Source organism: Streptococcus sp. FSL E2-3494 (assembly GCF_038007085.1).
Taxonomy (GTDB): domain Bacteria; phylum Bacillota; class Bacilli; order Lactobacillales; family Streptococcaceae; genus Streptococcus; species Streptococcus thermophilus.
The window spans coordinates 171,129-193,522 of record NZ_JBBOWN010000003.1 but is presented as its reverse complement, the minus strand read 5'-3'; the positions used below and the strand labels follow the sequence as shown (position 1 = coordinate 193,522).

Annotated in this window: 26 protein-coding genes, 2 pseudogenes and 1 other annotated feature; of the genes and pseudogenes, 4 read left to right on the top strand and 24 right to left on the bottom strand. The window is 41.2% G+C overall.

Going from position 1 to position 22,394, the window contains the following annotated elements; genetic code table 11:
• Positions 1 to 23: 23 nt before the first annotated feature.
• Complete coding sequence (locus tag NST05_RS10655; RefSeq protein WP_157795374.1) at positions 24 to 551, bottom strand: HdeD family acid-resistance protein; 528 nt, start codon at positions 549 to 551, stop codon at positions 24 to 26.
• 94 nt (positions 552 to 645) lie between these two features.
• Complete coding sequence (locus NST05_RS11125; RefSeq protein ID WP_084826233.1) at positions 646 to 882, bottom strand: IS3 family transposase; 237 nt, start codon at positions 880 to 882, stop codon at positions 646 to 648.
• Between NST05_RS11125 and NST05_RS10650 the strand changes: the two genes are divergently transcribed.
• From NST05_RS10650 to NST05_RS10640, 3 genes and pseudogenes are all read left to right on the top strand, one after another.
• On the top strand, positions 806 to 1,138 hold the full coding sequence (locus NST05_RS10650) for a hypothetical protein (RefSeq protein ID WP_340743039.1): 333 nt from the start codon (positions 806 to 808) through the stop codon (positions 1,136 to 1,138). The two genes, NST05_RS11125 and NST05_RS10650, sit on opposite strands and share 77 nt — an antisense overlap.
• Positions 1,138 to 1,281, top strand: a pseudogene (locus NST05_RS10645) (transposase); the annotation flags it as partial. The gene NST05_RS10650 and the pseudogene NST05_RS10645, both read left to right, overlap by 1 nt.
• A 132-nt stretch (positions 1,282 to 1,413) precedes the next feature.
• Positions 1,414 to 2,674 (top strand): ISL3 family transposase gene (locus tag NST05_RS10640; protein WP_340743038.1). Its coding sequence is split into 2 segments (ribosomal slippage): positions 1,414 to 2,040 and positions 2,042 to 2,674, totalling 1,260 coding nucleotides; the frame shifts between segments, so codons are not numbered across the junction.
• A 170-nt stretch (positions 2,675 to 2,844) separates the two neighbouring features.
• On the opposite strand, the gene rplL is transcribed toward NST05_RS10640, so the two are convergent.
• From rplL to NST05_RS10535, 21 genes are all read right to left on the bottom strand, one after another.
• Positions 2,845 to 3,213: a 50S ribosomal protein L7/L12 gene (rplL, locus tag NST05_RS10635; RefSeq protein WP_011680864.1), complete on the bottom strand. Its 369-nt coding sequence runs from the start codon at positions 3,211 to 3,213 to the stop codon at positions 2,845 to 2,847.
• A gap of 74 nt (positions 3,214 to 3,287) precedes the next feature.
• Positions 3,288 to 3,791 (bottom strand): 50S ribosomal protein L10, encoded by a 504-nt coding sequence (rplJ, locus tag NST05_RS10630; protein ID WP_014621268.1) that lies wholly within the window; start codon positions 3,789 to 3,791, stop codon positions 3,288 to 3,290.
• A 31-nt stretch (positions 3,792 to 3,822) separates the two neighbouring features.
• Positions 3,823 to 3,959 (bottom strand) — a sequence feature (ribosomal protein L10 leader region).
• Positions 3,960 to 4,081: 122 nt separating this feature from the next.
• Complete coding sequence (locus tag NST05_RS10625; RefSeq protein ID WP_011225634.1) at positions 4,082 to 4,297, bottom strand: ABC transporter permease; 216 nt, start codon at positions 4,295 to 4,297, stop codon at positions 4,082 to 4,084.
• Complete coding sequence (locus NST05_RS10620; protein WP_041828996.1) at positions 4,294 to 4,584, bottom strand: ABC transporter permease; 291 nt, start codon at positions 4,582 to 4,584, stop codon at positions 4,294 to 4,296. The genes NST05_RS10625 and NST05_RS10620 overlap by 4 nt, the downstream gene beginning before the upstream one ends.
• 112 nt (positions 4,585 to 4,696) lie before the next feature.
• Complete coding sequence (locus NST05_RS10615; RefSeq protein ID WP_014621266.1) at positions 4,697 to 4,930, bottom strand: ABC transporter permease; 234 nt, start codon at positions 4,928 to 4,930, stop codon at positions 4,697 to 4,699.
• 185 nt (positions 4,931 to 5,115) lie between these two features.
• On the bottom strand, positions 5,116 to 5,361 hold the full coding sequence (locus tag NST05_RS10610) for an ABC transporter substrate-binding protein (protein ID WP_014621265.1): 246 nt from the start codon (positions 5,359 to 5,361) through the stop codon (positions 5,116 to 5,118).
• A gap of 239 nt (positions 5,362 to 5,600) precedes the next feature.
• Complete coding sequence (locus NST05_RS10605; RefSeq protein ID WP_340743037.1) at positions 5,601 to 5,954, bottom strand: hypothetical protein; 354 nt, start codon at positions 5,952 to 5,954, stop codon at positions 5,601 to 5,603.
• Positions 5,935 to 6,069: a hypothetical protein gene (locus NST05_RS10600; RefSeq protein WP_024009779.1), complete on the bottom strand. Its 135-nt coding sequence runs from the start codon at positions 6,067 to 6,069 to the stop codon at positions 5,935 to 5,937. Before NST05_RS10600 ends, NST05_RS10605 begins: the two co-directional genes overlap by 20 nt.
• 151 nt (positions 6,070 to 6,220) lie before the next feature.
• Positions 6,221 to 6,979 (bottom strand): class I SAM-dependent methyltransferase, encoded by a 759-nt coding sequence (locus tag NST05_RS10595; RefSeq protein ID WP_084828567.1) that lies wholly within the window; start codon positions 6,977 to 6,979, stop codon positions 6,221 to 6,223.
• 119 nt (positions 6,980 to 7,098) lie between these two features.
• Positions 7,099 to 10,278, bottom strand: a complete 3,180-nt coding sequence (gene carB, locus NST05_RS10590; RefSeq protein WP_002947270.1) for a carbamoyl-phosphate synthase large subunit — start codon at positions 10,276 to 10,278, stop codon at positions 7,099 to 7,101.
• A 344-nt stretch (positions 10,279 to 10,622) separates the two neighbouring features.
• Positions 10,623 to 11,711 carry a carbamoyl phosphate synthase small subunit gene (locus NST05_RS10585; protein ID WP_065972989.1) on the bottom strand — a complete coding sequence of 363 codons (1,089 nt, stop codon included), beginning with the start codon at positions 11,709 to 11,711 and terminating at the stop codon, positions 10,623 to 10,625.
• Between the two features lie 152 nt (positions 11,712 to 11,863).
• Positions 11,864 to 12,790 (bottom strand): aspartate carbamoyltransferase catalytic subunit, encoded by a 927-nt coding sequence (locus NST05_RS10580; protein WP_002947266.1) that lies wholly within the window; start codon positions 12,788 to 12,790, stop codon positions 11,864 to 11,866.
• Between the two features lie 24 nt (positions 12,791 to 12,814).
• Positions 12,815 to 14,092, bottom strand: coding sequence for a uracil-xanthine permease family protein (locus NST05_RS10575; RefSeq protein ID WP_084828566.1), 1,278 nt, complete (start codon positions 14,090 to 14,092; stop codon positions 12,815 to 12,817).
• A 346-nt stretch (positions 14,093 to 14,438) separates the two neighbouring features.
• Positions 14,439 to 14,960 (bottom strand): bifunctional pyr operon transcriptional regulator/uracil phosphoribosyltransferase PyrR, encoded by a 522-nt coding sequence (gene pyrR, locus NST05_RS10570; RefSeq protein ID WP_082308850.1) that lies wholly within the window; start codon positions 14,958 to 14,960, stop codon positions 14,439 to 14,441.
• Between the two features lie 223 nt (positions 14,961 to 15,183).
• Positions 15,184 to 16,074, bottom strand: coding sequence for an RluA family pseudouridine synthase (locus tag NST05_RS10565; RefSeq protein WP_084828565.1), 891 nt, complete (start codon positions 16,072 to 16,074; stop codon positions 15,184 to 15,186).
• Positions 16,058 to 16,519: a signal peptidase II gene (gene lspA, locus NST05_RS10560; RefSeq protein ID WP_002950014.1), complete on the bottom strand. Its 462-nt coding sequence runs from the start codon at positions 16,517 to 16,519 to the stop codon at positions 16,058 to 16,060. The genes NST05_RS10565 and lspA overlap by 17 nt, the downstream gene beginning before the upstream one ends.
• An 8-nt stretch (positions 16,520 to 16,527) precedes the next feature.
• Positions 16,528 to 17,433: a LysR family transcriptional regulator gene (locus NST05_RS10555; protein ID WP_084828564.1), complete on the bottom strand. Its 906-nt coding sequence runs from the start codon at positions 17,431 to 17,433 to the stop codon at positions 16,528 to 16,530.
• Positions 17,434 to 17,547: 114 nt separating this feature from the next.
• A complete protein-coding gene (locus NST05_RS10550; RefSeq protein ID WP_223899600.1) occupies positions 17,548 to 17,919 on the bottom strand; it encodes a hypothetical protein in 372 nt (123 codons plus the stop codon).
• On the bottom strand, positions 17,916 to 18,392 hold the full coding sequence (locus tag NST05_RS10545) for a hypothetical protein (RefSeq protein ID WP_084828563.1): 477 nt from the start codon (positions 18,390 to 18,392) through the stop codon (positions 17,916 to 17,918). Before NST05_RS10545 ends, NST05_RS10550 begins: the two co-directional genes overlap by 4 nt.
• Complete coding sequence (locus NST05_RS10540) at positions 18,389 to 18,796, bottom strand: hypothetical protein (protein ID WP_084828562.1); 408 nt, start codon at positions 18,794 to 18,796, stop codon at positions 18,389 to 18,391. The genes NST05_RS10545 and NST05_RS10540 overlap by 4 nt, the downstream gene beginning before the upstream one ends.
• A gap of 63 nt (positions 18,797 to 18,859) precedes the next feature.
• A complete protein-coding gene (locus tag NST05_RS10535) occupies positions 18,860 to 19,123 on the bottom strand; it encodes a hypothetical protein (RefSeq protein WP_084828561.1) in 264 nt (87 codons plus the stop codon).
• 360 nt (positions 19,124 to 19,483) lie between these two features.
• Between NST05_RS10535 and NST05_RS10530 the strand changes: the two genes are divergently transcribed.
• Positions 19,484 to 20,242: a peptidylprolyl isomerase gene (locus NST05_RS10530; RefSeq protein WP_084828560.1), complete on the top strand. Its 759-nt coding sequence runs from the start codon at positions 19,484 to 19,486 to the stop codon at positions 20,240 to 20,242.
• A gap of 35 nt (positions 20,243 to 20,277) precedes the next feature.
• Here the strand turns inward: NST05_RS10530 and NST05_RS10525 are convergent.
• Positions 20,278 to 22,185: pseudogene (locus NST05_RS10525) on the bottom strand (beta-glucoside-specific PTS transporter subunit IIABC).
• Positions 22,186 to 22,394 lie beyond the last annotated feature (209 nt).

Here is a 22,394-nt window from a genome sequence, read left to right as displayed (position 1 = left end):
TGACAAAGAGCCGAAGAAGCCAACTAGACAAACGCGTCAATCAGCTTGATGATGGCGCCGGTGAAGAAGTAGAACGCGATCAAGTAGGTGACGGAAATGATGGCGGCTAACAAGTTCGCCGCCAAGGCAAACCCGATCACGACCCCCAGGATGCCCAAGGTGAGTCGCACCCAGAACCAGCTCCTCTGGCTATCCTTCAAGCGGAAGGCCAGGAAAATGTTCATGATGGAGTCGATGAGGAACCAAATCACAAACAACATCGGCAGGAACGTCACACTGACAGCCGGATTGAACACCAGATAAAGGCCAACCAGCAAGTCCAATACGCCAATCAGGATCAAGTACCAAGGATAACCGGGCAGCACCTTTTTCAGCTCAAAGTAGTACATCAGGATTGAACCCCCCTGTACGATGGCAGTAATCCCATACATAAGCCCCATAGCAATCAAAGTGGTCAGCGGATTGTTGAGGGCGGTCCAGCCTGCAATAAAGAACAGCACTGCCAACAGCAGACTCCCCCAACCAAATCCATTCTCATTTTTCGTAATCAAAATAAGACTCCTTTCAATTCTATAATCATCTTAACATACTAGTGGTCCTATGTCAAGATTTAGTACAAATTAAAATGAGAAAAAAGTCCTCAAATTAGCCGGCTAATTGTAATCTGCTATCTTTTGTTTTTTCATATAAAGATTCAAAATCATTGGGTGACATATATCCGCAGTAACCGTGAATTCTCTTTGTATTGTAAAAAGCCTCGATATATTCAAAAAAAAGGCGGTTTGCCTGTTGATAGTCTCTAATTTTGAACCTGTTGATCCATTCTCTCTTTAACAGAGATTGGAAATTGATTCTGAAAAAAGAAGAACTGTTGAATGGCACAGAATACCGTGATCATAGACTTTTCAAGGGAACGGTGACGGAACGAGGGATCATCGATTATATTCTTTCTTTGGACGAGAGTCTCCGCCTGAATTATAATGCCTACCAAACAATCGTCTTTACGGTTACGCACCGGAAACCGAATTTGTTTCGGTCCTTCATTCATGAGAAACAACGGGGGCTTTCTGCCAAGATGGACCAAGCTTTGAAGACATTCCGCCAATCCGAAATAGCTATTGTAAACGCACTGAGCTAGACTATTCAAACGGATTAGTGGAAGGGATTAATAATAAAATCAAGATCATCAAGCGGACAGCCCATGGCTATCGCAACTTTTCTAATTTCCGAAACCGCATCTTCATTGAATATAAATTACTAGAAACAAAAACAGCAGCTTAGGAACCTTGGCTCTATAATTTCTGTAGTGGGTAAATCCACCATGGAAATTATGGAGCCTTTTTGAGTATATACAAAAAGTCCCATATGACCTATAATAAAAAGTGCTCAAACTATCATTTTAGAAAGACTCATATGGAACAACTAAATCTTATCACAAATTTTCTCAGAATTAAAGACAAAAATATCACTATCACTGATGAATATGATATGGGAACTCACTTAGAACTCCACGGTCACTTGGATCACACAGCCCCTAAATGCCCAAAATGCAAGGGACAAATGGCTAAGTACGACTACCAGAAAACTTCTAAAATCCCCTACTTAGAAACTGCTGACTACCCTTTACTTATCCGTCTTCGAAAGCGTCGTTTCAAGTGTAAAGATTGCGGAAAAATGGCGGTCGCTGAAACTCCTCTTGTCAAGAAGAACCACCAAATCTCTGTCGCTGTTAACCAGAAAATCGCACAATTACTCATCGAAAATCAAGCAATGAAACATATTACACACAGGCTATCAATTTCAACATCGTCAGTTATGAGAAAGCTAAATGAGTTCAAGTTTGAAACGGATTGGAATACCCTACCTGAGGTGATGAGTTGGGACGAGTATGCCTTCAATAAGGGGAAAATGAGCTTCATCGCTCAAGATTTCGACTCCCTAAATGTCATCGCCATTCTCGACGGAAGAACTCAAGCAACAACCATCCGAAACCACTTTCTACGCTATCCTAGAAAGGTTAGAAATCGGGTCAAAGTGATTTAACATGGATATGTTTAGTCCCTATTATCAACTTGCTAAACAGCTTTTTCCGAATGCAAAAATTGTACTCGATCGCTTTCATATCGTGCAACACCTTAGTCGTGCTATGAACCGTGTCCGTATTCAAATTATGAATCAATTCGACAGAAAATCGCAGGAATACCGAGCCTTGAAACGTTACTGGAAATTGATACAACAAGATAGCCGTAAACTCAGCGATAAACGATTTTATCGTCCTATGTTTCGAATGCATTTGACTAACAAGGAAATCCTAGAAAAACTCCTATCCTACTCAGATGAACTCAGACAGCACTATGAACTCTATCAATTTCTCTTGTTCCATTTCCAAGAGAAAAACTCAGATCATTTCTTCAGTCTCATCGAACAGGAAATAGCCACTGTTAATCCTATTTTCCAGACGGTATTTAAGACATTTTTAAAGGATAAAGACAAGGTTTTAAACGCCATGGAATTGCCTTATTCCAACGCCAAACTGGAAGCTACCAATAATCTCATCAAAGTCATTAAGAGAAATGCCTTTGGTTTCAGGAACTTTGAAAACTTTAAAAAACGGATTTTGATTGCATTGAACATAAAGAAAGAGAGGACGAAGTTCGTCCTCTCTAGGTGTTAGCTTTTAATCTACCCACTACAGTTGACAAAGAGCCTTATAAACAAACCCCACCAAGATTAAATCTTGGGGGGGTTGGTGGGGAATAATAACATTCCCCCGATTTTTTATCGCTCTAAGCAATTCTAAAACCTTGATTTGATAGGCTTCCGCAATCAAATTGCGATACTCTATTATTTAAGAGTAACTGAAGCTCCAGCTTCTTCAAGTTTAGCTTTGATTTCTTCAGCTTCAGCTGCAGAAACACCTTCTTTAATAACCGATGGTGCACCGTCAACGATAGCTTTAGCTTCTTTAAGACCTTCGCCTGTGATTTCACGTACAACTTTGATAACGCCAACTTTTTTGTCGCCTGCAGATGTCAATTCAACGTCGAATGAATCTTTAGCAGCACCAGCGTCAGCAGCACCATCTGCAGCAGCAGCTACAGGAGCAGCAGCAGTTACGCCAAACTCTTCTTCGATAGCTTTTACAAGGTCGTTCAATTCAAGGATTGAAGCTTCTTTAATTTCAGCAATAATGTTTTCAATGTTCAATGCCATTGTGATTTCCTCCAAATGTGTTTTTTAATATAGTGTTTTAAACGTAGCTTAGGCTACGAGTTGTAAAGATGGGCTTATGCAGCACCGTCTTCTTTGCTTTCTGCAACCGCTTTGACAGCGTATGCAACGTTGCGCACTGGCGCTTGAAGTACAGAAAGGAGCATAGAAAGCATACCTTCTTTGTTTGGAAGTGATGCAAGAGCGTTGATTTCTTCGACTGAAGTGAACGCGCCGTCAACAACACCACCTTTGATTTCAAGAGCTTCTGCGTCTTTAGCAAATTCGCTAATAACTTTTGCTGGTGCGATAACATCTTCGTTTGAGAATGCTACTGCAGATGGACCAACGAAAAGTTTTTTAAGGTCTTCAAGACCTGCTTTTTCAGCTGCACGGCTCAAGATAGAGTTTTTGATAACTTTAAATTCAACGCCTGATTCACGAAGATTACGACGAAGAACTGTATCTTGGTCAACTGTAAGTCCACGAGAGTCAACAACAACGATAGATGCTGCTGCTTTCATTTTATCAGCGACAATAGCAACTTGTTCAGCTTTCTTAGCAATAATAGCTTCACTCATTAGTAGTTTTACCTCCGTTTTTATTTTTGGGCTAGGCACAAAAAAACCGTACCTAAACCTAGACACGAAAGTACAATACGTCACAAAAAAATAGTTACGTTTTGTGCCTCGGTTGGATGTTTACGAGTCTAGCTCCCCAACTGTCTTAGGTCAGTTTTTTTCAAACCTTATATAGAATACCATTACCTGAATCAGACGTCAAGAGAAAAATACAACTTTTTTGGATTTTTTCTCTATCTTTTTTGAACATCATAAAGCCTCTAAAAATCCAAAGATTCAAGAGGTCTTTTCTAATCATATCTAAGAGCTTCGAAAGGATCGAGTTTTGATGCCTTATTTGCCGGCAGGATTCCTACGCCTGCTGAGAAGCCTATTCTTCCCATGGCTACGCCAAGAGAGACCGTCTCTTTAAGATCCATTGCATTCCCAATTGTTCCAACTACAAGGGCCGCAAAACCTAGACCAATCAGGCCATCCAGGATGGTAAGGACCATCGATTCAATCAAAAACGAGTCAAGATTTTATGACATGTGGCGCCTAAAACGTTACGAAGACCAATCTCTTGTGTCCACTCAGTTACTGAAACCAACATGATATTCATAACACTAATCACACCAACTAATAATGAGATCGCAGAAATATCACCGACAACAGTGGTAATGATCCCAATAATCGTGTTGACCTGATCTAAGGCTGAACTCATATCTGCTGACTTGTACTCTCTATTGTCACCTTGGGACAAGTGGGTCAAGCGTTTAGCGACATCCTTAGCGACACTGCTACTATTTTTCACATCGGTCACATGGAAACAAATCTGACCATTAGGATCAGTATTATTCTCAGCTGCTAACTAGATATTGGCCACAAGAGCTGTCCCAATTTCACCAGAGGAACCAATCGCTGTGTCAGTGTTTCTTATAGACACCAATCACACGACAATCATTGTTACCAACAGTAACTACTTGATTAAGGGCATCCTCATTGGTCTCAAAGAATTTTTTAACTACCATCTGATCAATGACAATGACACGCGAAAAGTTTTTGTAATCATTGTCTTGCAAGGAACGTCCTGCCAGCATCCCTAACTTTTTAGCTTTAAAGTAACCCTGACTGGCACCTGTGATATTAACATTCTTCACAGTTTTTTTGGAGGGAGATAGAGGACGTTAGGTTGTTGGTCACAAAATTACTATCGATACCTGGCGTCTGCTTGGCCACTTGCTCTAGCCAAACTTATTTAACCAGTTTGGTAGGTTTTGCCAAATCTGCATAAGCAGGATCTAGCTCCTCAGCCTTTAGTGTCTCTCCATCCTTAAAGGATTTTTCAGCCTTGGTAATAACTTTTTTGAACTTCTTTCAGCCCTGATGCAATTTTTTGTTGCTTGGCATCGGCATTACCAAGTTTGACCCTAACTTGCTTGATTTTCTGAGTCTCATCATCGTAAAGCCAGACATAGTTGTCAGTTCCTTTCTTGCTCACAGCAGTTACAGGAACCAACAAGACATCATCATTTGTCACTTCAAGATATACATTAAAACCTTGCTTAAGTTTGCCGATGGAGCTAGTCAATTGAACCTTATATTCATACTGGGAACCTGACTGACCTGAATTGCCAGATGTCCCATCTGACTGACTGGCATTTTGCTTAGGATAATTGGAAACGTAGCTGACTTTACCTGTCCAAGTTTGATCTGGGTATACTTTGGAAGCAATCTTGACCTTTTGACCTACTGAAATATTTGGAATGTCATATTCTGTTAAGGTCCCTTGAATCTCAAATTGGCCTTCACTTGCACACGAACTAGAGTTTAGCTCTCTTTTGAAATAGGGCCCACAGAGTCCGCAACCTCTACGACTGTTCCATTAACATCTGAAACAATGATGGTTTGGTTGAGGACATCTTGCGCCTTTTCTAGATCTGATGCTGCATTAGCAACGGCATCATTATAATCTTGCAAGGTTTGGTAATTACTTGCCTCAGTTTGCTGACGCTGTTGAGGTCTGACTGTAGGCGTTGAATCATCCTCATACGAACCACTATTTGTTTGCGTTGAAACCAAAGGAGCTGTTCCATACTGTTGGAAAAAATTGCAGTCACGATCTTGCCATATTATAAGCACGACTATCTGTATCATAGGCTGCTTAGGCTGATGTGCTGTCATATTGGATCAATTGCTGAGCAACACTAATTTTCTCACCAACATAGACTGTCACAGATGCATTTCGTCCAATAGTATTGTCAAAATAAACGTACTGTTCCGATTCTGCCCTCACCATACCAATTAGAAGAGCGGACTAGGCAAGTTGTTCCTTTTTTACCTTCAATAATCCAAACTCTTTTTGATTTTTAAATAACTTTGGACTGATTTTCTTTCACATAAGTCTCTCATTCTGATTGTGTTCTATAGATATAGAAATTGTGATGTTTTTAATATTCTGTGTCAATGAGTTCCATCACACCATAGTGCAACTTTTGATTGGGACGAACCTGACGTTCAAAACCAAGTTCCTCAAAAACAGAGTCACGAAAATGTGCCTTGATGATAATTCGTTCTCGGCCAACACGTTTAGCCTCATCGAGCCATTCTCGCGTTAAGCGACTGCCATTGGCCAGAGGTTTGATAGCATTTAGATTTTCTGATTCCTTTATGGTCTCTGAAAACATAGGATCAGCATAGATAATATCAAAAGAATGATCAGTCTGAGATTTTAAAAAGGTTAAACTATCACTCTTAACAGCCTTAATAGACTGCATGGCCTTTTCAATCTGCTTATTATCCGTCTGATAAGTTGCCAGACCACGAGAAACCACCTGAAAAATCACTTCTTGACTCTCAAGGGCTGTCACCCTATTTCCCACTGCTGCCATCACTAGACTATCTGAAGCCAACCCCATGGTCGTGTCAAGAATAGACTTGGGAGATTGCCCCAAAAGACTAATTAAAGCATCATGTGGAGCCTTAAGCCGAAGGACAGCCGTATCTGGATGAAAGATCAACTCACTGGCATCTGCATTGACAAAAGACAATCTGTCCTTATATAGAAGATAAAAGGGGCCAAATCGTTCCAGACATTTGGATAAAGACAACTTGCGTCGTGGCTGATAGTCAGCTCCTAGTTCGCTAGCTAATTCTTGAGCACGTGCAATTAAGGACTCGTTTTCACGTAAAGATGTCGTAATAATCATGTTTCTAGTATAGCAGAATCTTAGGAAACAAAACTATAGCCTAAGCTTTCATTTTTAACTTCTTAGCTTACATTCGTATAAGAAAAAAGCCCCAGAAAAGCTGAGACTCAAAATTGTGTTTAGATAGCTTCTGTTGTAAAGCTGCGGCTTTCAAGCACACGCACCATAGCATCTGCTGTATCAAGGGCTGTGAAGAGTGGAATTCCTGCTTCAATAGCTGAACTACGGATAGCTGCTCCATCTTCGTCATAAGTACGTTTGTTACCAACTGTATTGATAATAGCTTGTGCTTTACCTGTACGAACGAGGGCTGGAATGTCATTGTCATCGTTTTCACCCAACTTGTTAACAAGCGTTGCGTGAACCCCGTGTTCATTCAAGAACTTAGCTGTTCCTTCAGTTGCGTAGATACCATAACCGATAGCATCGAAACGACGAGCCAAGTCAAGGGCTTCTTCTTTGGTATCGTCATGAATAGTAAAGATGACGTTACCAAAGGTTGGCAAGTGGAGGTAAGATGCTTCAAAGGCTTTATAGAGCGCTTTTTCAAGAGTCACATCTGTACCCATAACTTCACCAGTTGATTTCATTTCAGGTCCAAGGAGACTATCTACCTGAGCCAATTTTGTGAATGAAAAGACTGGTGCTTTGACATGGACATGGTTACTTTCTGGATAAAGACCATCTTTGTAACCTTGCTCAGCCAATGATTTACCAAGAATCAAGTTTGTAGCAACTTGAGCCATTGGGATATCAGTCACCTTAGACAAGAATGGTACTGTACGGCTGGCACGTGGGTTAACCTCGATAACATAGACTGTTTCGTCCTTAATAACGAACTGGATGTTCATCATACCGATACAGTTAAGACCGATAGCCAAACGTTTCGTGTAATCAGCGATAGTCTCTTGGATTTTCTTAGAAAGAGTTTGTGGTGGGTAAACCGCCATTGAGTCCCCTGAGTGAACCCCCGCACGTTCGATGTGTTCCATAATACCTGGAATTAAGACATCCTTACCATCAGAGATGGCATCCACTTCACACTCACGTCCGATGATATAGCTATCAACAAGGACTGGGTGGTCTGGACTAGCCTTAACGGCTGTGCGCATGTAAGAACGAAGGTCATCTTCATTTTCAACGATTTCCATAGCACGTCCACCCAAAACGTATGATGGACGAACAAGAACTGGGAAACCAATCTTACGAGCCGCTTCAACTGCTTCTTCTTCATTTGTCGCTGTTTGTCCTGGTGGTTGTGGAATGTCAAGATCTTTAAGAGCCTGCTCGAAGAGGTCACGGTCTTCTGCACGGTCAAGGTCAGCAACCTGTGTACCCAAGATTTTCACACCTGCTTTAGACAATGGCTCTGCCAAGTTGATGGCTGTTTGTCCACCAAACTGAACCACCACACCCTTAGGTTGTTCCAATTCAATAACGTTCATCACGTCTTCGAAGGTCAATGGTTCAAAGTAGAGTTTGTCTGACACTGAGAAGTCTGTTGAAACTGTCTCAGGGTTAGAGTTCATGATGATGGCTTCGTAGCCAGCAGCTTGGATAGCTTTTACAGAGTGAACTGTCGCATAGTCGAACTCAACCCCTTGTCCGATACGGATAGGACCTGAACCAAGAACGATGACCGATTCTTTATCAGATTTGATTGACTCATTTTCCCACTCGTAAGTTGAGTAAAAATATGGTGTTGATGATTCAAACTCAGCCGCACAAGTATCAACCATCTTATAAACAGGAACAATGTTATTTTCCAAACGTGTCGCACGTACTTGGTTAGCTGTTTGATTCCAAAGATCAGCAATCTTACGATCAGAGAAACCGTTACGTTTAGCTTCTTTCAAAACATCAACATCGCCTACGTGAGTAGCCAATTCTTGTTCCAATTCGAAGATGTGGAGCAATTTATCAAGGAAAAAGATATCAATCTTAGTCAACTCTGATAATTCTTCAATAGTGTAACCACGACGAATGGCCTCAGAAATATAGAAGAGGCGGTCGTCTTGAGCTTTAACAACTTTTTCAACCAAGGCATCGTCTGTTACTTCGGCAAGCTCAGACATTTCATTGTGGTAAACTCCGATTTCAAGTGAACGGCATGCTTTAAGAAGTGACTCTTCAATGTTACGACCGATAGCCATAACTTCACCTGTCGCTTTCATCTGAGTACCGAGACGACGTTCACCGTGTTCAAATTTATCAAATGGGAAACGTGGAATCTTAGCAACCACATAGTCAAGGGCTGGTTCAAACATGGCATAAGTTGTACCAGTGACTGGGTTAATCATTTCATCAAGTGTCAAACCAACAGCAATCTTAGCCGCCAATTTAGCGATTGGATAACCAGTGGCCTTTGAGGCAAGGGCTGATGAACGTGATACACGAGGGTTTACTTCGATAACATAGTACTTGAAGCTATGTGGGTCAAGCGCCAACTGGACGTTACAGCCACCCTCAATTTTAAGGGCACGGATAATCTTCAAGCTGGCATCACGAAGCATTTGGTTTTCAATATCTGATAAGGTTTGCGTTGGGGCAAATACGATTGAGTCCCCTGTGTGGATACCAACTGGGTCAAAGTTTTCCATGTTACATACCACAAGAGCATTGTCTTCGGCATCACGCATAACTTCGTATTCGATTTCTTTGAAACCAGCGATCGAACGCTCAATCAAACATTGGGTTACTGGTGACAATTTCAATCCATTTTCAGCGATTTCACGGAGTTCTTCTTCGTTAGCACACATACCACCACCAGTACCACCAAGGGTAAAGGCTGGACGAACGATAACTGGGTAGCCAATCTCTGTCGCAAAGGCAACTGCTTCTTCAACCGTATTTACAATTTCTGATTCTGGAATTGGTTGTTCCAACTCTTCCATCAATTGTTTGAAAAGGTCACGGTCTTCGGCTTGGTCAATGGCAGACAATTTTGTTCCCAAAAGCTCTACTCCAAGCTCATCAAGAATACCAGCTTTTGACAATTCCATGGCCATATTCAAACCAGTCTGTCCACCAAGTGTTGGCAAGAGGGCATCAGGACGCTCTTTACGAAGAATACGTGTGACAAACTCAAGCGTAATAGGTTCAATGTAAACCTTGTCTGCGATTTCCTTATCAGTCATGATAGTCGCAGGGTTAGAGTTAACAAGAACAACACTGTAGCCTTCTTCTTTCAAAGCCAAGCAAGCTTGCGTACCAGCGTAGTCGAACTCAGCAGCCTGACCAATGATAATAGGACCAGACCCGATAACCATAATTTTTTTAATATCAGAACGTTTAGGCATATTTAAGATACAAAGGACGACCAGAAAGCGCTAGGATTTTAGGCAATCGTTGCAGGATGCCAGCATCCAAAACGATTGTTCTAAATTCCGAGCTTTCCGTCCGTGTTCAGTTTAAGATAATATTTTTAACATGACGCTTTTAACTTGATAAGGAATCTGTAACTCCTTGTAATCAAAGCAAGCATCACTAAAATTGAAAACAATACAGTTTAATTAGTCTCTTTAACTGAATACAAGTCCTTAATTCTCCTTTCTATTTGACAACTCTCTGGTTGTCATTAAATAAGGTAGTAGACTGGGGAAAACAAGGGTCACACCCCATTATAGTTACTAGACAGTTGCAATTAACGACGTGCATTTTCAGCTTGGAAAGCATCAATCAATTCTAAGAACTCATCAAAGAGATAGCTCGCATCGTGTGGACCAGGCGCTGCATCTGGGTGGAATTGCACTGAGAAGGCAGGGAAATCACGGTGACGAACACCTTCAACTGATTTATCATTAATCTCTTCGTGCGTTACCATGAGGCACTCTGGAAGTGTGTCACGGTCAATGGCATAACCATGGTTTTGGCTGGTGAAATCAACACGACCAGTCGCAATTTCACGAACCGCATGGTTAAATCCACGGTGACCAAACTTCATCTTGTAGGCCTTGGCACCATTCGCCAAACTAAACAACTGGTGACCCATACAAATACCAAAAATTGGTATTTTGCCTTGGATGCCACGAATCATATCAAGTGCATGAGGCACATCTTCAGGGTTACCTGGACCATTAGATAACATCACACCATCTGGATTGAGATGGAGAATTTCTTCAGCTGTGATGTCATGAGGAACAACCGTCACATTACAATCACGTTTTGAGAATTCACGTAAGATTGAGTGCTTCAGACCAAAGTCAACCAAAACAATATTTTTACCAACACCAGGTGCTGGGTAGGCTGTCTTAGTCGATACCTGCTCAATATTGTTGGTTGGCAAAACAGTGGCACGCAATTGATCTTGCAAGTGCTCAATGCTGTCTCCAGGTTTAGCCAAAGTCGCCTTCATGGTACCATGTTGACGGATAATCTTAGTCAAAGCACGTGTATCAATACCAGAAACACCCGGGATGTTTTTAGCTTTCAAAAACTCATCCAAGGTCATTTGGTTACGCCAATTGCTGGCACGACGGCTAGCCTCTGAAACAACCACTCCCTTAGTTGTTGGCGTGATTGACTCATAGTCATCACGGTTAACCCCATAGTTTCCAACCAGTGGATAAGTAAAAGTCAAAATTTGACCGTTGTAAGACTGGTCAGTGATAGATTCTTGATAACCCGTCATACCAGTATTAAAGACGATTTCACCCGTCACATGCACATCAGCACCGAAGGCTTGACCTTCAAAAATAGTGCCGTCTTCTAAAATAAGTAAACGTTTTGCCATTATAGTAAATTGTTCCTTTCACTTAGAACAAGGCCCGTCTCAAGTCTAAAGCAAACAACAATAATGCAGCTGAGCCAAAAAGTAATTCGTTTGCACAAGGCTTAGGGCGTGTTCTTTTTCGTCTGATTCTCTCAGGAATCTGTTAACGTTGTTTACGCTTTGCCATTTAAAATAGCTTCGATAATCGCCATACGGACAAAGACTCCATTTTGCATCTGAGTAACGATACGTGCCTTAGGTGCCTCAACCAAGCTATCAGCAATTTCCACATCACGATTAACCGGAGCTGGGTGCATAATGATTGCTTGATCTGCTAACTTGGCATAACGTTCTTCAGTCAAACCATAGAGAGTATGGTACTCTTCTTTTGAAAATCCTTTGTCATTCCTATGACGTTCGTGCTGAACACGAAGCAACATGAGTACATTCAAGTCCTCAATGACGTCGTCAATGGCCACATGCTGACCATAAACATCAAACTCACTTGAATACCACTCTGTAGGGCCAGCAAAATAAATCTGTGCTCCCAAACGCTTGAGAATTCGCATATTTGACTTAGCTACACGCGAATGCGTAATATCGCCTGCAATACAAATCTTTAGATTTCCAAAAGTTCCGAACTCTTCATAAATTGTCATCAAATCAAGCAAACACTGACTTGGGTGTTGCCCAGAACCGTCACCACCATTAACAATAGAAGTCTGAATAGTCCTACTGTCAATCAACTGCTTGTAGTAATCGACTTCCGAGTGGCGAACCACACAGATATCAACACCCAAAGCAGACATCGTCAAAATCGTATCATAGAGGGTTTCACCCTTATTTACTGAGCTAGTCCCAGCATCAAACTCAATCACGTCCAATCCAAGTTTTTTCTCAGCTACTTCAAAGGACTTATGTGTTCGTGTTGAATTTTCAAAAAAGAGATTGGCAGCGAAATACTGTCGATCCAGCTGGAAATCAGCTCTACCGTTTTTAAAATCTCCACCTCGACGAATCATGCCCAAGACCTCTTCATTCGTGAGGGTTTCCATAGTCACCAAATGTTTTAGTGACACTTTCCCATCTGCAATCGCCATAGTTTTTCCTTTTTTAATGATTGATTAGTTCTTGCTACCTTTATTAGGATCTGGCAAGATTTGATAAAGCAATATTCCAAGAATGGTTGAGCTTGCCACACCCGTGATTTGAAAACCACCAAGATCAATCATCAAACCACCGATACCAGATACCAAGATAACACTAGCAATCAAGAGATTCTTTTTATTATCAAAATCAATCTTATGTTCAACTAAAATTTTCAAACCGCTAGCAGCGATAACCCCAAAGAGGGCAATTGAAATTCCACCCAAAACAGCTGTTGGTATGGAACTCAAGAGAGCAGACACCTTACCAATAAAACTCATCAAGACCGCAATCACTGCTGCACCCGCAATAACGTAAACTGAGTAGACCTTACTGAGGGCCATAACTCCAATATTTTCACCATAAGAAGTTACTGGCGGAGCTCCAAAGAAACCAGCGATAATCTGTGCCAAACCATCACCTGTTAGAGTACGATCAAGACCTGGATCTTTAAAGTAATCACGTCCAGTTAAACTATTCAAAACCATAACATGCCCAAAGTGTTCGGTCATTGTCACAAAGGCAATCGGAGCCATTGTCAAAATCGCACTTGGATAGAGTTTGAAGTCATAATTCACAAACGGAATGTCAAAACTTGGAACTTGGAACCAATGAGCAGCCGCAACTTTTGAAAATTGGACAAACTCATGGCCCGTTAACCAACCAAGAACCACTGAGAAAATGTAACCCACGATTAAACCAAGTAAAATTGGGATAACACCGATGATTTTCTTACCATACATATTAAAGAGGATGACGGAAAAGAGAGTTACCATAGAAATCACAAGACTAAAGATACTATAGGTATCATTAACCATTGTCGCATCCTTGACTGCATTTGCCGCAAGACTCAAACCGATTACGATGATAATTGGACCAACCACAATTGGCGGTAGGACTCTATCAATCCAAGCATTCCCCACATACTTAACAACCAAGGCAACAATCAAGTAGACCAAACCTCCAGCCATGGCACCTTGAGCCACCGCTCCGATACCGTCAGTCTTCATAAGCATTTGCATAGCCGCAATATAGGCAAAACTAGACCCCATGTAAGCTGGAATCTTGTACTTAGTCACCGTCAAGTGAGCCAAAGTTCCCAAACCAGATGAGAAAAGAGCAATAGCGGGATTAATCCCAACCAAAATCGGTACAAGAACCGTCGCACCAAACATTGCAAACAAGTGCTGGAATGACAAACCCACCAATAAACCAACTTTAGGCATATCATTCACATCATATTTTACGTTATTCACGATATCAAAATACTCCTTAAAAACACGATACAAAGCCCGTCTAAAACCTAAAGCAAAAATAGGAAATACGATGACGGAGCGATGGCTCCAAAGAGTATTTATCTTTTTTACACAAGGCTTAGGGCGTGTTCAATTAACAAGACACTAAGAGACGTTTTGGCTAAGCCAAACATTTCTGTAGAAAAATAGAAAGTCGACAATGCACTCCAAAGTGTGCTAGGGGTAGGGGACTTATCTTTTTCCTAAGAAATGAGTCCCGTGTTTATTTAAACCAACATCTCAACTCTCCCACCACAGCGAAAGAATCATTGTAGGATCGTAAACTCACCTATCTAAAGACTAAAATCTAGTTTGGATCAATAATGTTGACACTATCCTTACCATCAACTTCTGTCACCAAGACTTCAATTTCTTCTGACTCACTTGTTGGGATATTTTTACCAACATAGTCCGCACGGATTGGCAATTCACGGTGACCACGGTCAACCAAGACAGCCAATCCAACACGCGCTGGACGTCCATGACTAACGATATTATCAATCGCAGCACGGATAGTACGACCTGTGTAGAGCACATCATCTACAAGGATAACATCCGTACCATCAATTTCGATAGGAATAAGGGATGTGTCCTGTTCAGATTTAACATCATCACGGTAAGCCTTAGTATCAAGCTCAATCAATGGTACATCAAGGTTTTCCAATTGTTTCAAGCGCTCTTGAATACGCTGAGCAATATAAACACCACGTGTCTTAATACCAGCCAAGACAATCTTGTCGAGATTCTTGTTTCGCTCAATAATCTCATAAGTGATACGTGTAATGGCACGTTTCATGGTTACGTCATCGACGATTTCTTTTTTCTTCATAAAAAAACCTTTCTAAATACAAAAAATCCCCTTGAAACAAGGAGATACACAAAAACATGGCACAGTTCACCTGCGCACTTCTCATGGCTCCTTGCCTGCCTCTCTGGACAGTAATTAAAGGACTTATTTAATTAGGTAGATTATAGCAAATTTCAGACTCTTTTACAAGAAAAAAAAAAAAACGGACACTCTCTCACAAGAAAGAACATCCGTTGGATGACTATTAAGATTTCCTCAATTTCTCCAAGGTCTCCTTGAAAATAATGGGTTCTTCTGCGGTAAATTCGACCAATTCGCCTGTCGTAGGATGCGTGAAACCAAGGGTCTTAGCATGTAGAAATTGTCCATGGCCCTTGAGAGTCTTACGTGGCCCATAAAGAGGATCTCCCGCCACCGGGTGACCAATATACGCCATGTGCACACGAATCTGGTGGGTACGACCTGTTTCCAGCTGCAACTCTACCAACGTATAGTTGCCAAAACGTTCAAGAACGGTGAAGCGTGTTACTGCAGGCTTTCCCTTAGCTGTTACTGCCTGTTTCTTACGGTCTTTGTCCGAACGCCCAATCGGAGCCTCAATCACACCTCTATCGTTAGGCAGATTGCCATGCACGATAGCCACATACTTGCGAAGCGACTTCTTATCCTTAAGCTCAGCTGCCAAAGCATTGTGGGCCTTATCATTCTTAGCAATCATAAGGAGACCAGACGTGTCCTTATCGATACGGTGAACAATCCCAGGACGAACCACGCCATTGATAGACGAAAGGTCCTTGACATGGTACATAAGAGCATTGACCAAGGTGCCAGATGTGTGGCCAGCTGATGGATGGACCACCATACCTTGAGGTTTGTTGACCACTGCCACATCCGCATCCTCGTAGATAATATCCAAAGGAATATCTTCAGCCTTGTATTCCAAGACCTCTTCTTCAGGCAATACATAGGTGATGACATCACCCTCTTTTACCACATACTTAGCCTTGGCCGACTTACCATTGACTAATACTGTTCCAGCCTTAATCGCTTCATTGGCCTGACTACGTGACAATTCTGTCAAATCGGCCAAAGACTTGTCCAGACGGTTTCCCGCCTCTTTAATGATGACTTCCATTTTCCTCTTTCCATAAGATTAAAATCAAGAGCAGCACACCCACCGTTAGATAGGAGTCTGCCACGTTAAATATTGCAAAATCGATAAAATCAAGCTGAACCATATCAACCACGTAACCCAAATGCACACGGTCGATAAAGTTGCCAATACCACCTGAGATAATCAAAATCAAAGATAGAACCAACCAAAGACTCTTCTGGTAATTCTTAACCAGATAGAACAGAGCCGCACCAATCACTAGAACCGTCAAAATTACAAAGAAATATTTCTGATTCTGTAAAATCGAAAAAGCAGCACCACGGTTCTGTAGATAGGTCAAGCTGAAAACGCCAGGAATAGCCTTAATAACTTGGTTGAGGGAAATATTTGCCACAACCCAATGCTTGACCCACTGATCCAAACCAATCAAAGCCAGAATAGCCAAAGGAATCGCAACTTTACGCATAAGTCCTCCTATGGTTTATAAGTATCAAAGTAGTCAAACATAACATTGACAAACTTGAGAGCACACGACGACAAATTAATTCCTTTACGGCGAACATAAACCATCTTGTTATCCAAATTATCCTCAAGTGGAATAACTGTAATACCGTTTACACTTTGAGCATCAAGGAAACCAGAACCCGTCGCATAAGCATCCGTACGCTCCAAGATACCATTCAAAGTCGCACGATCTGTCACGTTAAACATAAGAGACGAATCTGATGTATCCACAAAGTTTTCAGAATAGTACAGGTACTCGTCCTTCTCCTGAGTAAAACGTACGGTAGGTAGGTGTGCCAAATCCTCCATTACTAAACTCTCTTTATGAGCCAGTGGATGGCCCTTACGAAGATAAATATGAGTCTTAAATGGAATTAAATCAATAGACTCAAGCCCAAGTTTATCCATATTTTGTTGGATGCCCTTACTATTTTGACGATTCAGATAGATAATTCCAATCTCACTATTCCCCTTGGCTACTTCATCCAAAATTTGAATGGTCGTAGACTCAAAGATACGGAAATCCTTGTAATCAGGGTAACGTTCCGAAAAAGTTGTAATCAAAGGTGGCAAAAAATCATAGTGCTGACTGGAAATCGAAAACTGGTTGCCCTTTTCAGAAGCATTAAGATAGCGATTTTCAAAACTATCAAAACTTCGAACCACCTCAAGCGCGCGTTCATAAAAGGTCATGCCCTGACTGGTCAAGACTGCCCCCGTCGTTGTACGGGTGAAAATTTTAAAATTTAACTCCTGCTCCAAATCCTTGATAGCCACTGATAGACTAGGCTGACTCACAAAGAGCTTGCTGGCCGCCTCACGAAAGGTTCCGCTGTTGGCAATGGCTACGACATAACGTAGTTGTTGTATGTTCATATGTGACACTTCTTTCTTGAAAAATCAATCAGTTTTATTATACCAGATTTTATCCTCTTTTGTTGATAGTAAAAAGCCCAGGCAACCCTGAGCTTGAATTACTAAAAAGTAGTCTTATTCGCCTAATTTGTCTGTTAAGAAGTACTCGTTTTCACGTTTATCATAGTCAAAAGTTAGGTGAACCGTCTTAAGTTTACCACTGTCTGGACTATAATCGTAGAAACTAAGCGATACTTTTTGTGTGAGGTCTCCTTCATTAGTCTGAGTCAGCTCATGCGTACTAAAGCTGGCCTCAGAGTGGTTTGAGACAACATCTGAAAGACGTGTTCCCTTAAGCAAATCTGCTTGAGTACCAACAGTTAACTTATCAAAATCCTCTTTTGTCCAGTCGCTTTGATAGTCACTAACTTCCTTAACCTTATCATAGCCGAAGTCTGCGGAAGCATGCGCTAGGATGTAAACACCATCTTTAGACTTAAAGGTCAAAATGTATCACCATCTTCTGTAGTGTCAAATAACAAGTAAACAGTCTTAAGTTTACCATCTTCAGATTTAAAGTCGTTATAAAAAACGGTCAATTCTTTCTTGAACTCACCTTCACGAACTGTTGAGATGGTGTAATCAGCGTCTGAAGCTTTAGGGTGATCCTTAAGGATACCTTCGAGTTTTGTTCCGTTTGATGGGTTGCTGTAATCTCCCTTATTAAGAGCATCAAACTGTTCTTTCGTCCAGTCAGATTTGTAAGAGTCATCAGTTTGTACAGCATCTGTAGGGAAGTTTCCTGAAGCATGTGACAAGATAAAGGTACCATCATACTGTTTCTTAAAGGTTAGGTAGACACTTTTGCTATAGTCTTTGCCAGAATAAGTCATGTTCAAGTCATCACCTGACATTTGAGCATCTGATGCTTTACAGTAAGTCTTCATAATTGACTTAGCAGAGTCTTTTCCAACTTTCAACTTCTTGAATTTAGATTCATTCCAGTCAAGTTTAGCATTTTTGTCAATGTAATCGTTGACGTCAGTGCTATCACCTTTTGAGTCTGATTTTGAATCGCTGTCATCATTTTTTTGTCATCATCATCTTTATCAGCAACTTTTGATGTCTTGCTTGAGCTTGTGCTATCACTAGAGTTTTGAGATATTTGGAAAATCAAACCACCAATAGACACAAAGATCATAAGACCAGCAACACCTGTTGCGATGATCGAGAGCAATTTCTTGCTTGATTTAAGGCTGAAGACAAGCGAAACGACTGCTACAGTAACTGTAAGGACAGTCAAAATGATGAAGAGCCAAGTAGGACTGACAAACCATGCCAAGATGGAAAAGATTACTGCAAGAGCAATTGCAACGATTGGCAAGATAAGGTTGAAGAGTGGTTTATCCGCTGAGCTATCTACTGAATTAGTTACAGTTCCGAATCCTTAAGCTGTAGGGATAGATGCCTTTTCAAACATGCTTGAATCAAATTGTGGTGTTAGTTGTTGCGCAGGCGCTTCTGAGAAGGCTGCCGTTCCAAATGGTGATTCACTGCTTGCTTGTTCTGTGACAGCACCTTCAGCTGTTTCAGCAACATCAGCTTGTTCTGCTGGCACTTCTTCAGCGACAGGTTCATTAGCTGGTTCTTGTACAGATGCTACTTGAGCAGTCAAAGCGCTAGTGTCAAAGTCAGCTGCTTTAGCGTCCAAAAATTCTTGGGGGATAGGTTTACGCCCATGTACCGACTCAAAGAGTTCAGCTCATTCTGCTTTAGTTGACATAAAGATCTCCTTTTTTTCAAGAAATCTAAACAAGACATTCCTTCAAATTAGTGAAGTTTTCTATAGTAAGGATTTAGACAACTATCTCCGATCAAGGTTGGTGCAAATGTCCCTTAAAAAAGGCTGACCTCACTTTACACCTTGAGGCAACCTCTCCCTATATCTAGTCCCATGTTCAATTTATTGTTGATAATTCCATTCTAGCATAATTAAATACCTCTGTTAACCGTTTCCCAAGAGGTTTTTTTCTGCTAAAATAGTAGTTATAATGCACCAAAGGAGTTATATATGAAAAACATTAAAAAGTACATTCCATTAATTATTATACTTGTTATCGCCGGACTAGGATTTGTCTACCGTGAGAATATTTCTCGTGCTGTTCGTGGAGATGCTTACGTGGATAACAAGATATTCACTAAACAATTAGAAAAAGCTCAAAAATCCGGAAAAGAGGCTTTTCCACAGTTGACAGACAAAGTCGGCAAGGACGAAGCTGAAGTTATCCTCCATACTTCAAAAGGTGATATCACTGTTAAACTCTTCCCTACGCTTGCTCCTAAGGCTTCTGAAAACTTCTTGAAGCACGCCAAGGATAAGTACTACGATGGTCTTACCTTCCACCGTGTTATCAAGGACTTCATGATTCAAAGTGGTGATCCTAAGGGAGATGGTACCGGTGGAGAATCTATATGGAAGAAAGGTTTCGCTGTTGAGCCTACACCATTCCTCTACAACATTCGTGGCGCACTTGCTATGGCTAATACAGGTGCCAAAGATTCAAACGGCAGCCAATTCTTCATCGTTCAAAACAAGGATGACCAAAGTAAGCAACTAGGAAACGCAGGCTATCCAAAACCTATCATTGACGCCTATAAAAAAGGTGGTTACCCTGCTGGTGATACGAAATATACCGTCTTTGGACAAGTCATCAAAGGCATGGATGTCGTTGATACTATTGCTAACCTTGAAGTTGATGACAATAACAAACCAAAAGAAAATCTAACTGTTAATTCAGTCGAAGTCGTTAAAGACTACAAATTCAAATAAAAATAAATCCGAGAATCAGCTTCTCGGATTTATTTTTATTTAACAGCAGCGAGGAGATAATCACCAGCGTTAGCGCGGGCTTCTTTAGTAGTTAAGACACCACCGAAGTCAGCAGTGTTTGTCACAATGACCGGTGTGATGACTGGTAATTTAGCGTCTCGGATAGTTGCTAGGTCAAATTCTATAAGTTTTTGGCCTGCTTCTACGACATCCCCGGCTTATACATAGGTCTTGAAACCTTTACCAGTAAATGAAACAGCATCCATACCAATATGGATGAGAAGCTCTGCACCATTTTCAGTTGTTAAATCAATAGCATGCCCAGTAGGAAAGACTAAATTAACGGTTGCCTTAGCTGGTGCAACAACTACACCATCAGTAGGATCAATAGCAATTCCCTTACCCATAGCTCCTGATGCAAAGACTTGGTCAGATACACGGTTAAGCGGTACAATATTCCCGATAAGCGGACTAGCAATGATTTCTTGTTGAATTTCTTTAGGAGCAGGTGCAGCTTCATCAGCTTTTCCCTCAGCCTTAGCTACTTCACCGCCACTGTTATAGATTTGGTACTCGTACAAAGAGTTGGATGGGGAAGGCGAGAACACCGCCAAGGACAGCAATAAGAATCGCAAAGATAACTTTAGTAGGCTACCGTCCTGGCCAATAAGGCTTGGGAAGACAAAGACACCCAGACCACCAGTTGAATACATCTTAATATCTAGGGCTATCATGGCAGCTCCCATCAGTTCAGAAACGCCACATGAAATGTAGAATGGTGTTTTCATTGGCAGTGTCACACCATAGATAGCTGGTTCTGTAACCCCAAAAATAGATGAAACAAACGCTGGCATAGAGATGGTGCGGACTTTTTCTTCTTTTGTCTTAAGCATAATAGCCCCCAATACACCTGTTTGCGTAAAACATGGCAAAAGTGCTGCTGAAAGAATACTTGAACTACCGTTTGTTGCCACGTCTGAGATTGCAAGAGGAATAAGTGCCCAGTGCATTCCGAACATAACCAAGACTTGCCACAAAATACCAAGTACAAGACCAAAGACAATCGGATTGAAGTTCATGATTGCTTGGAAAAGATTTGTCAATCCATCAGACAAAGTATTGGCAACTGGTCCCACCACCAAGAATGTTAATAGAACGGTAATGAGTAATGTAAAAAGAGGTACTACAAAGACTTTAATCACATCTGGTGTCATCTTGGTAAAGAATTTTTGAATGTATGAAGCCACCCAAATTGCTAAGATAGAAGGCATCACAGTTGAAAGGTAACCTCCTGCAGGAAGTGCAAAAGGAATTACTCCTAGAACATGCCCTTGATCAGCCTTTTGAAGAGCAGTGTGACTAGTGTAGCAAGATCAGGATAAACAAGTGCTCCTGCAATCGCAAAAGCTGTAAACTCATTAACCTTTAAACGACGGGCAGATGTTAATGCAATCTAGATTGGCAAGAATTGGAAGACACTATCTCCTGCTGCATTCAAGATAACATACATAGGACTCGTTGTAGCTGACAAGCCACATGCTGCCATGATAGCAAATATACCTTTGATAATCCCTGCTGCAGCCAAAGGCCCAAGGAAAGGGTTGGAAAATACTTGAGACTAGAGATACAAAGCGGTCAAAGAGATTTCCCTTTGGTGCATCACCTTCATCAAGATCCAGACTACCACCTGCTGGAAGACCGCCAACTTGAAGAATCTCCGCATAAACATCAGGGACATGGTTACCGATAACCACCTGATATTGACCTCATGCCTTCACAACAGTAACGACACCATCACGATTCTTAAGATAGTTATCATCTGCTTTAGACTCATCTTTCAAATCAAAGCGCAAACGTGTCACACAGTGTTTCAAGCTATTGATATTTTCTTTACCACCAACGTGTTTGAGAATGTCCTCAGCTAATTCAGTATATTTAGCCATAAGGGCTCCTTTTTTTCTAGGATTTTAGTTGCTTTGAGGCTTTTTCAACAAAAAAACTAAATAAATACCAAGAACCAATTGGGTTGAGTATGCACTACTCCCATTAGTTTTTCGTATTTATCTAGGTTTTGCCTGCTGACCAGTAACAATCCTTTTGATATGGTTCTATAATATCAGAGTTAAAATAATTTGCAAACCCTTACAAAATT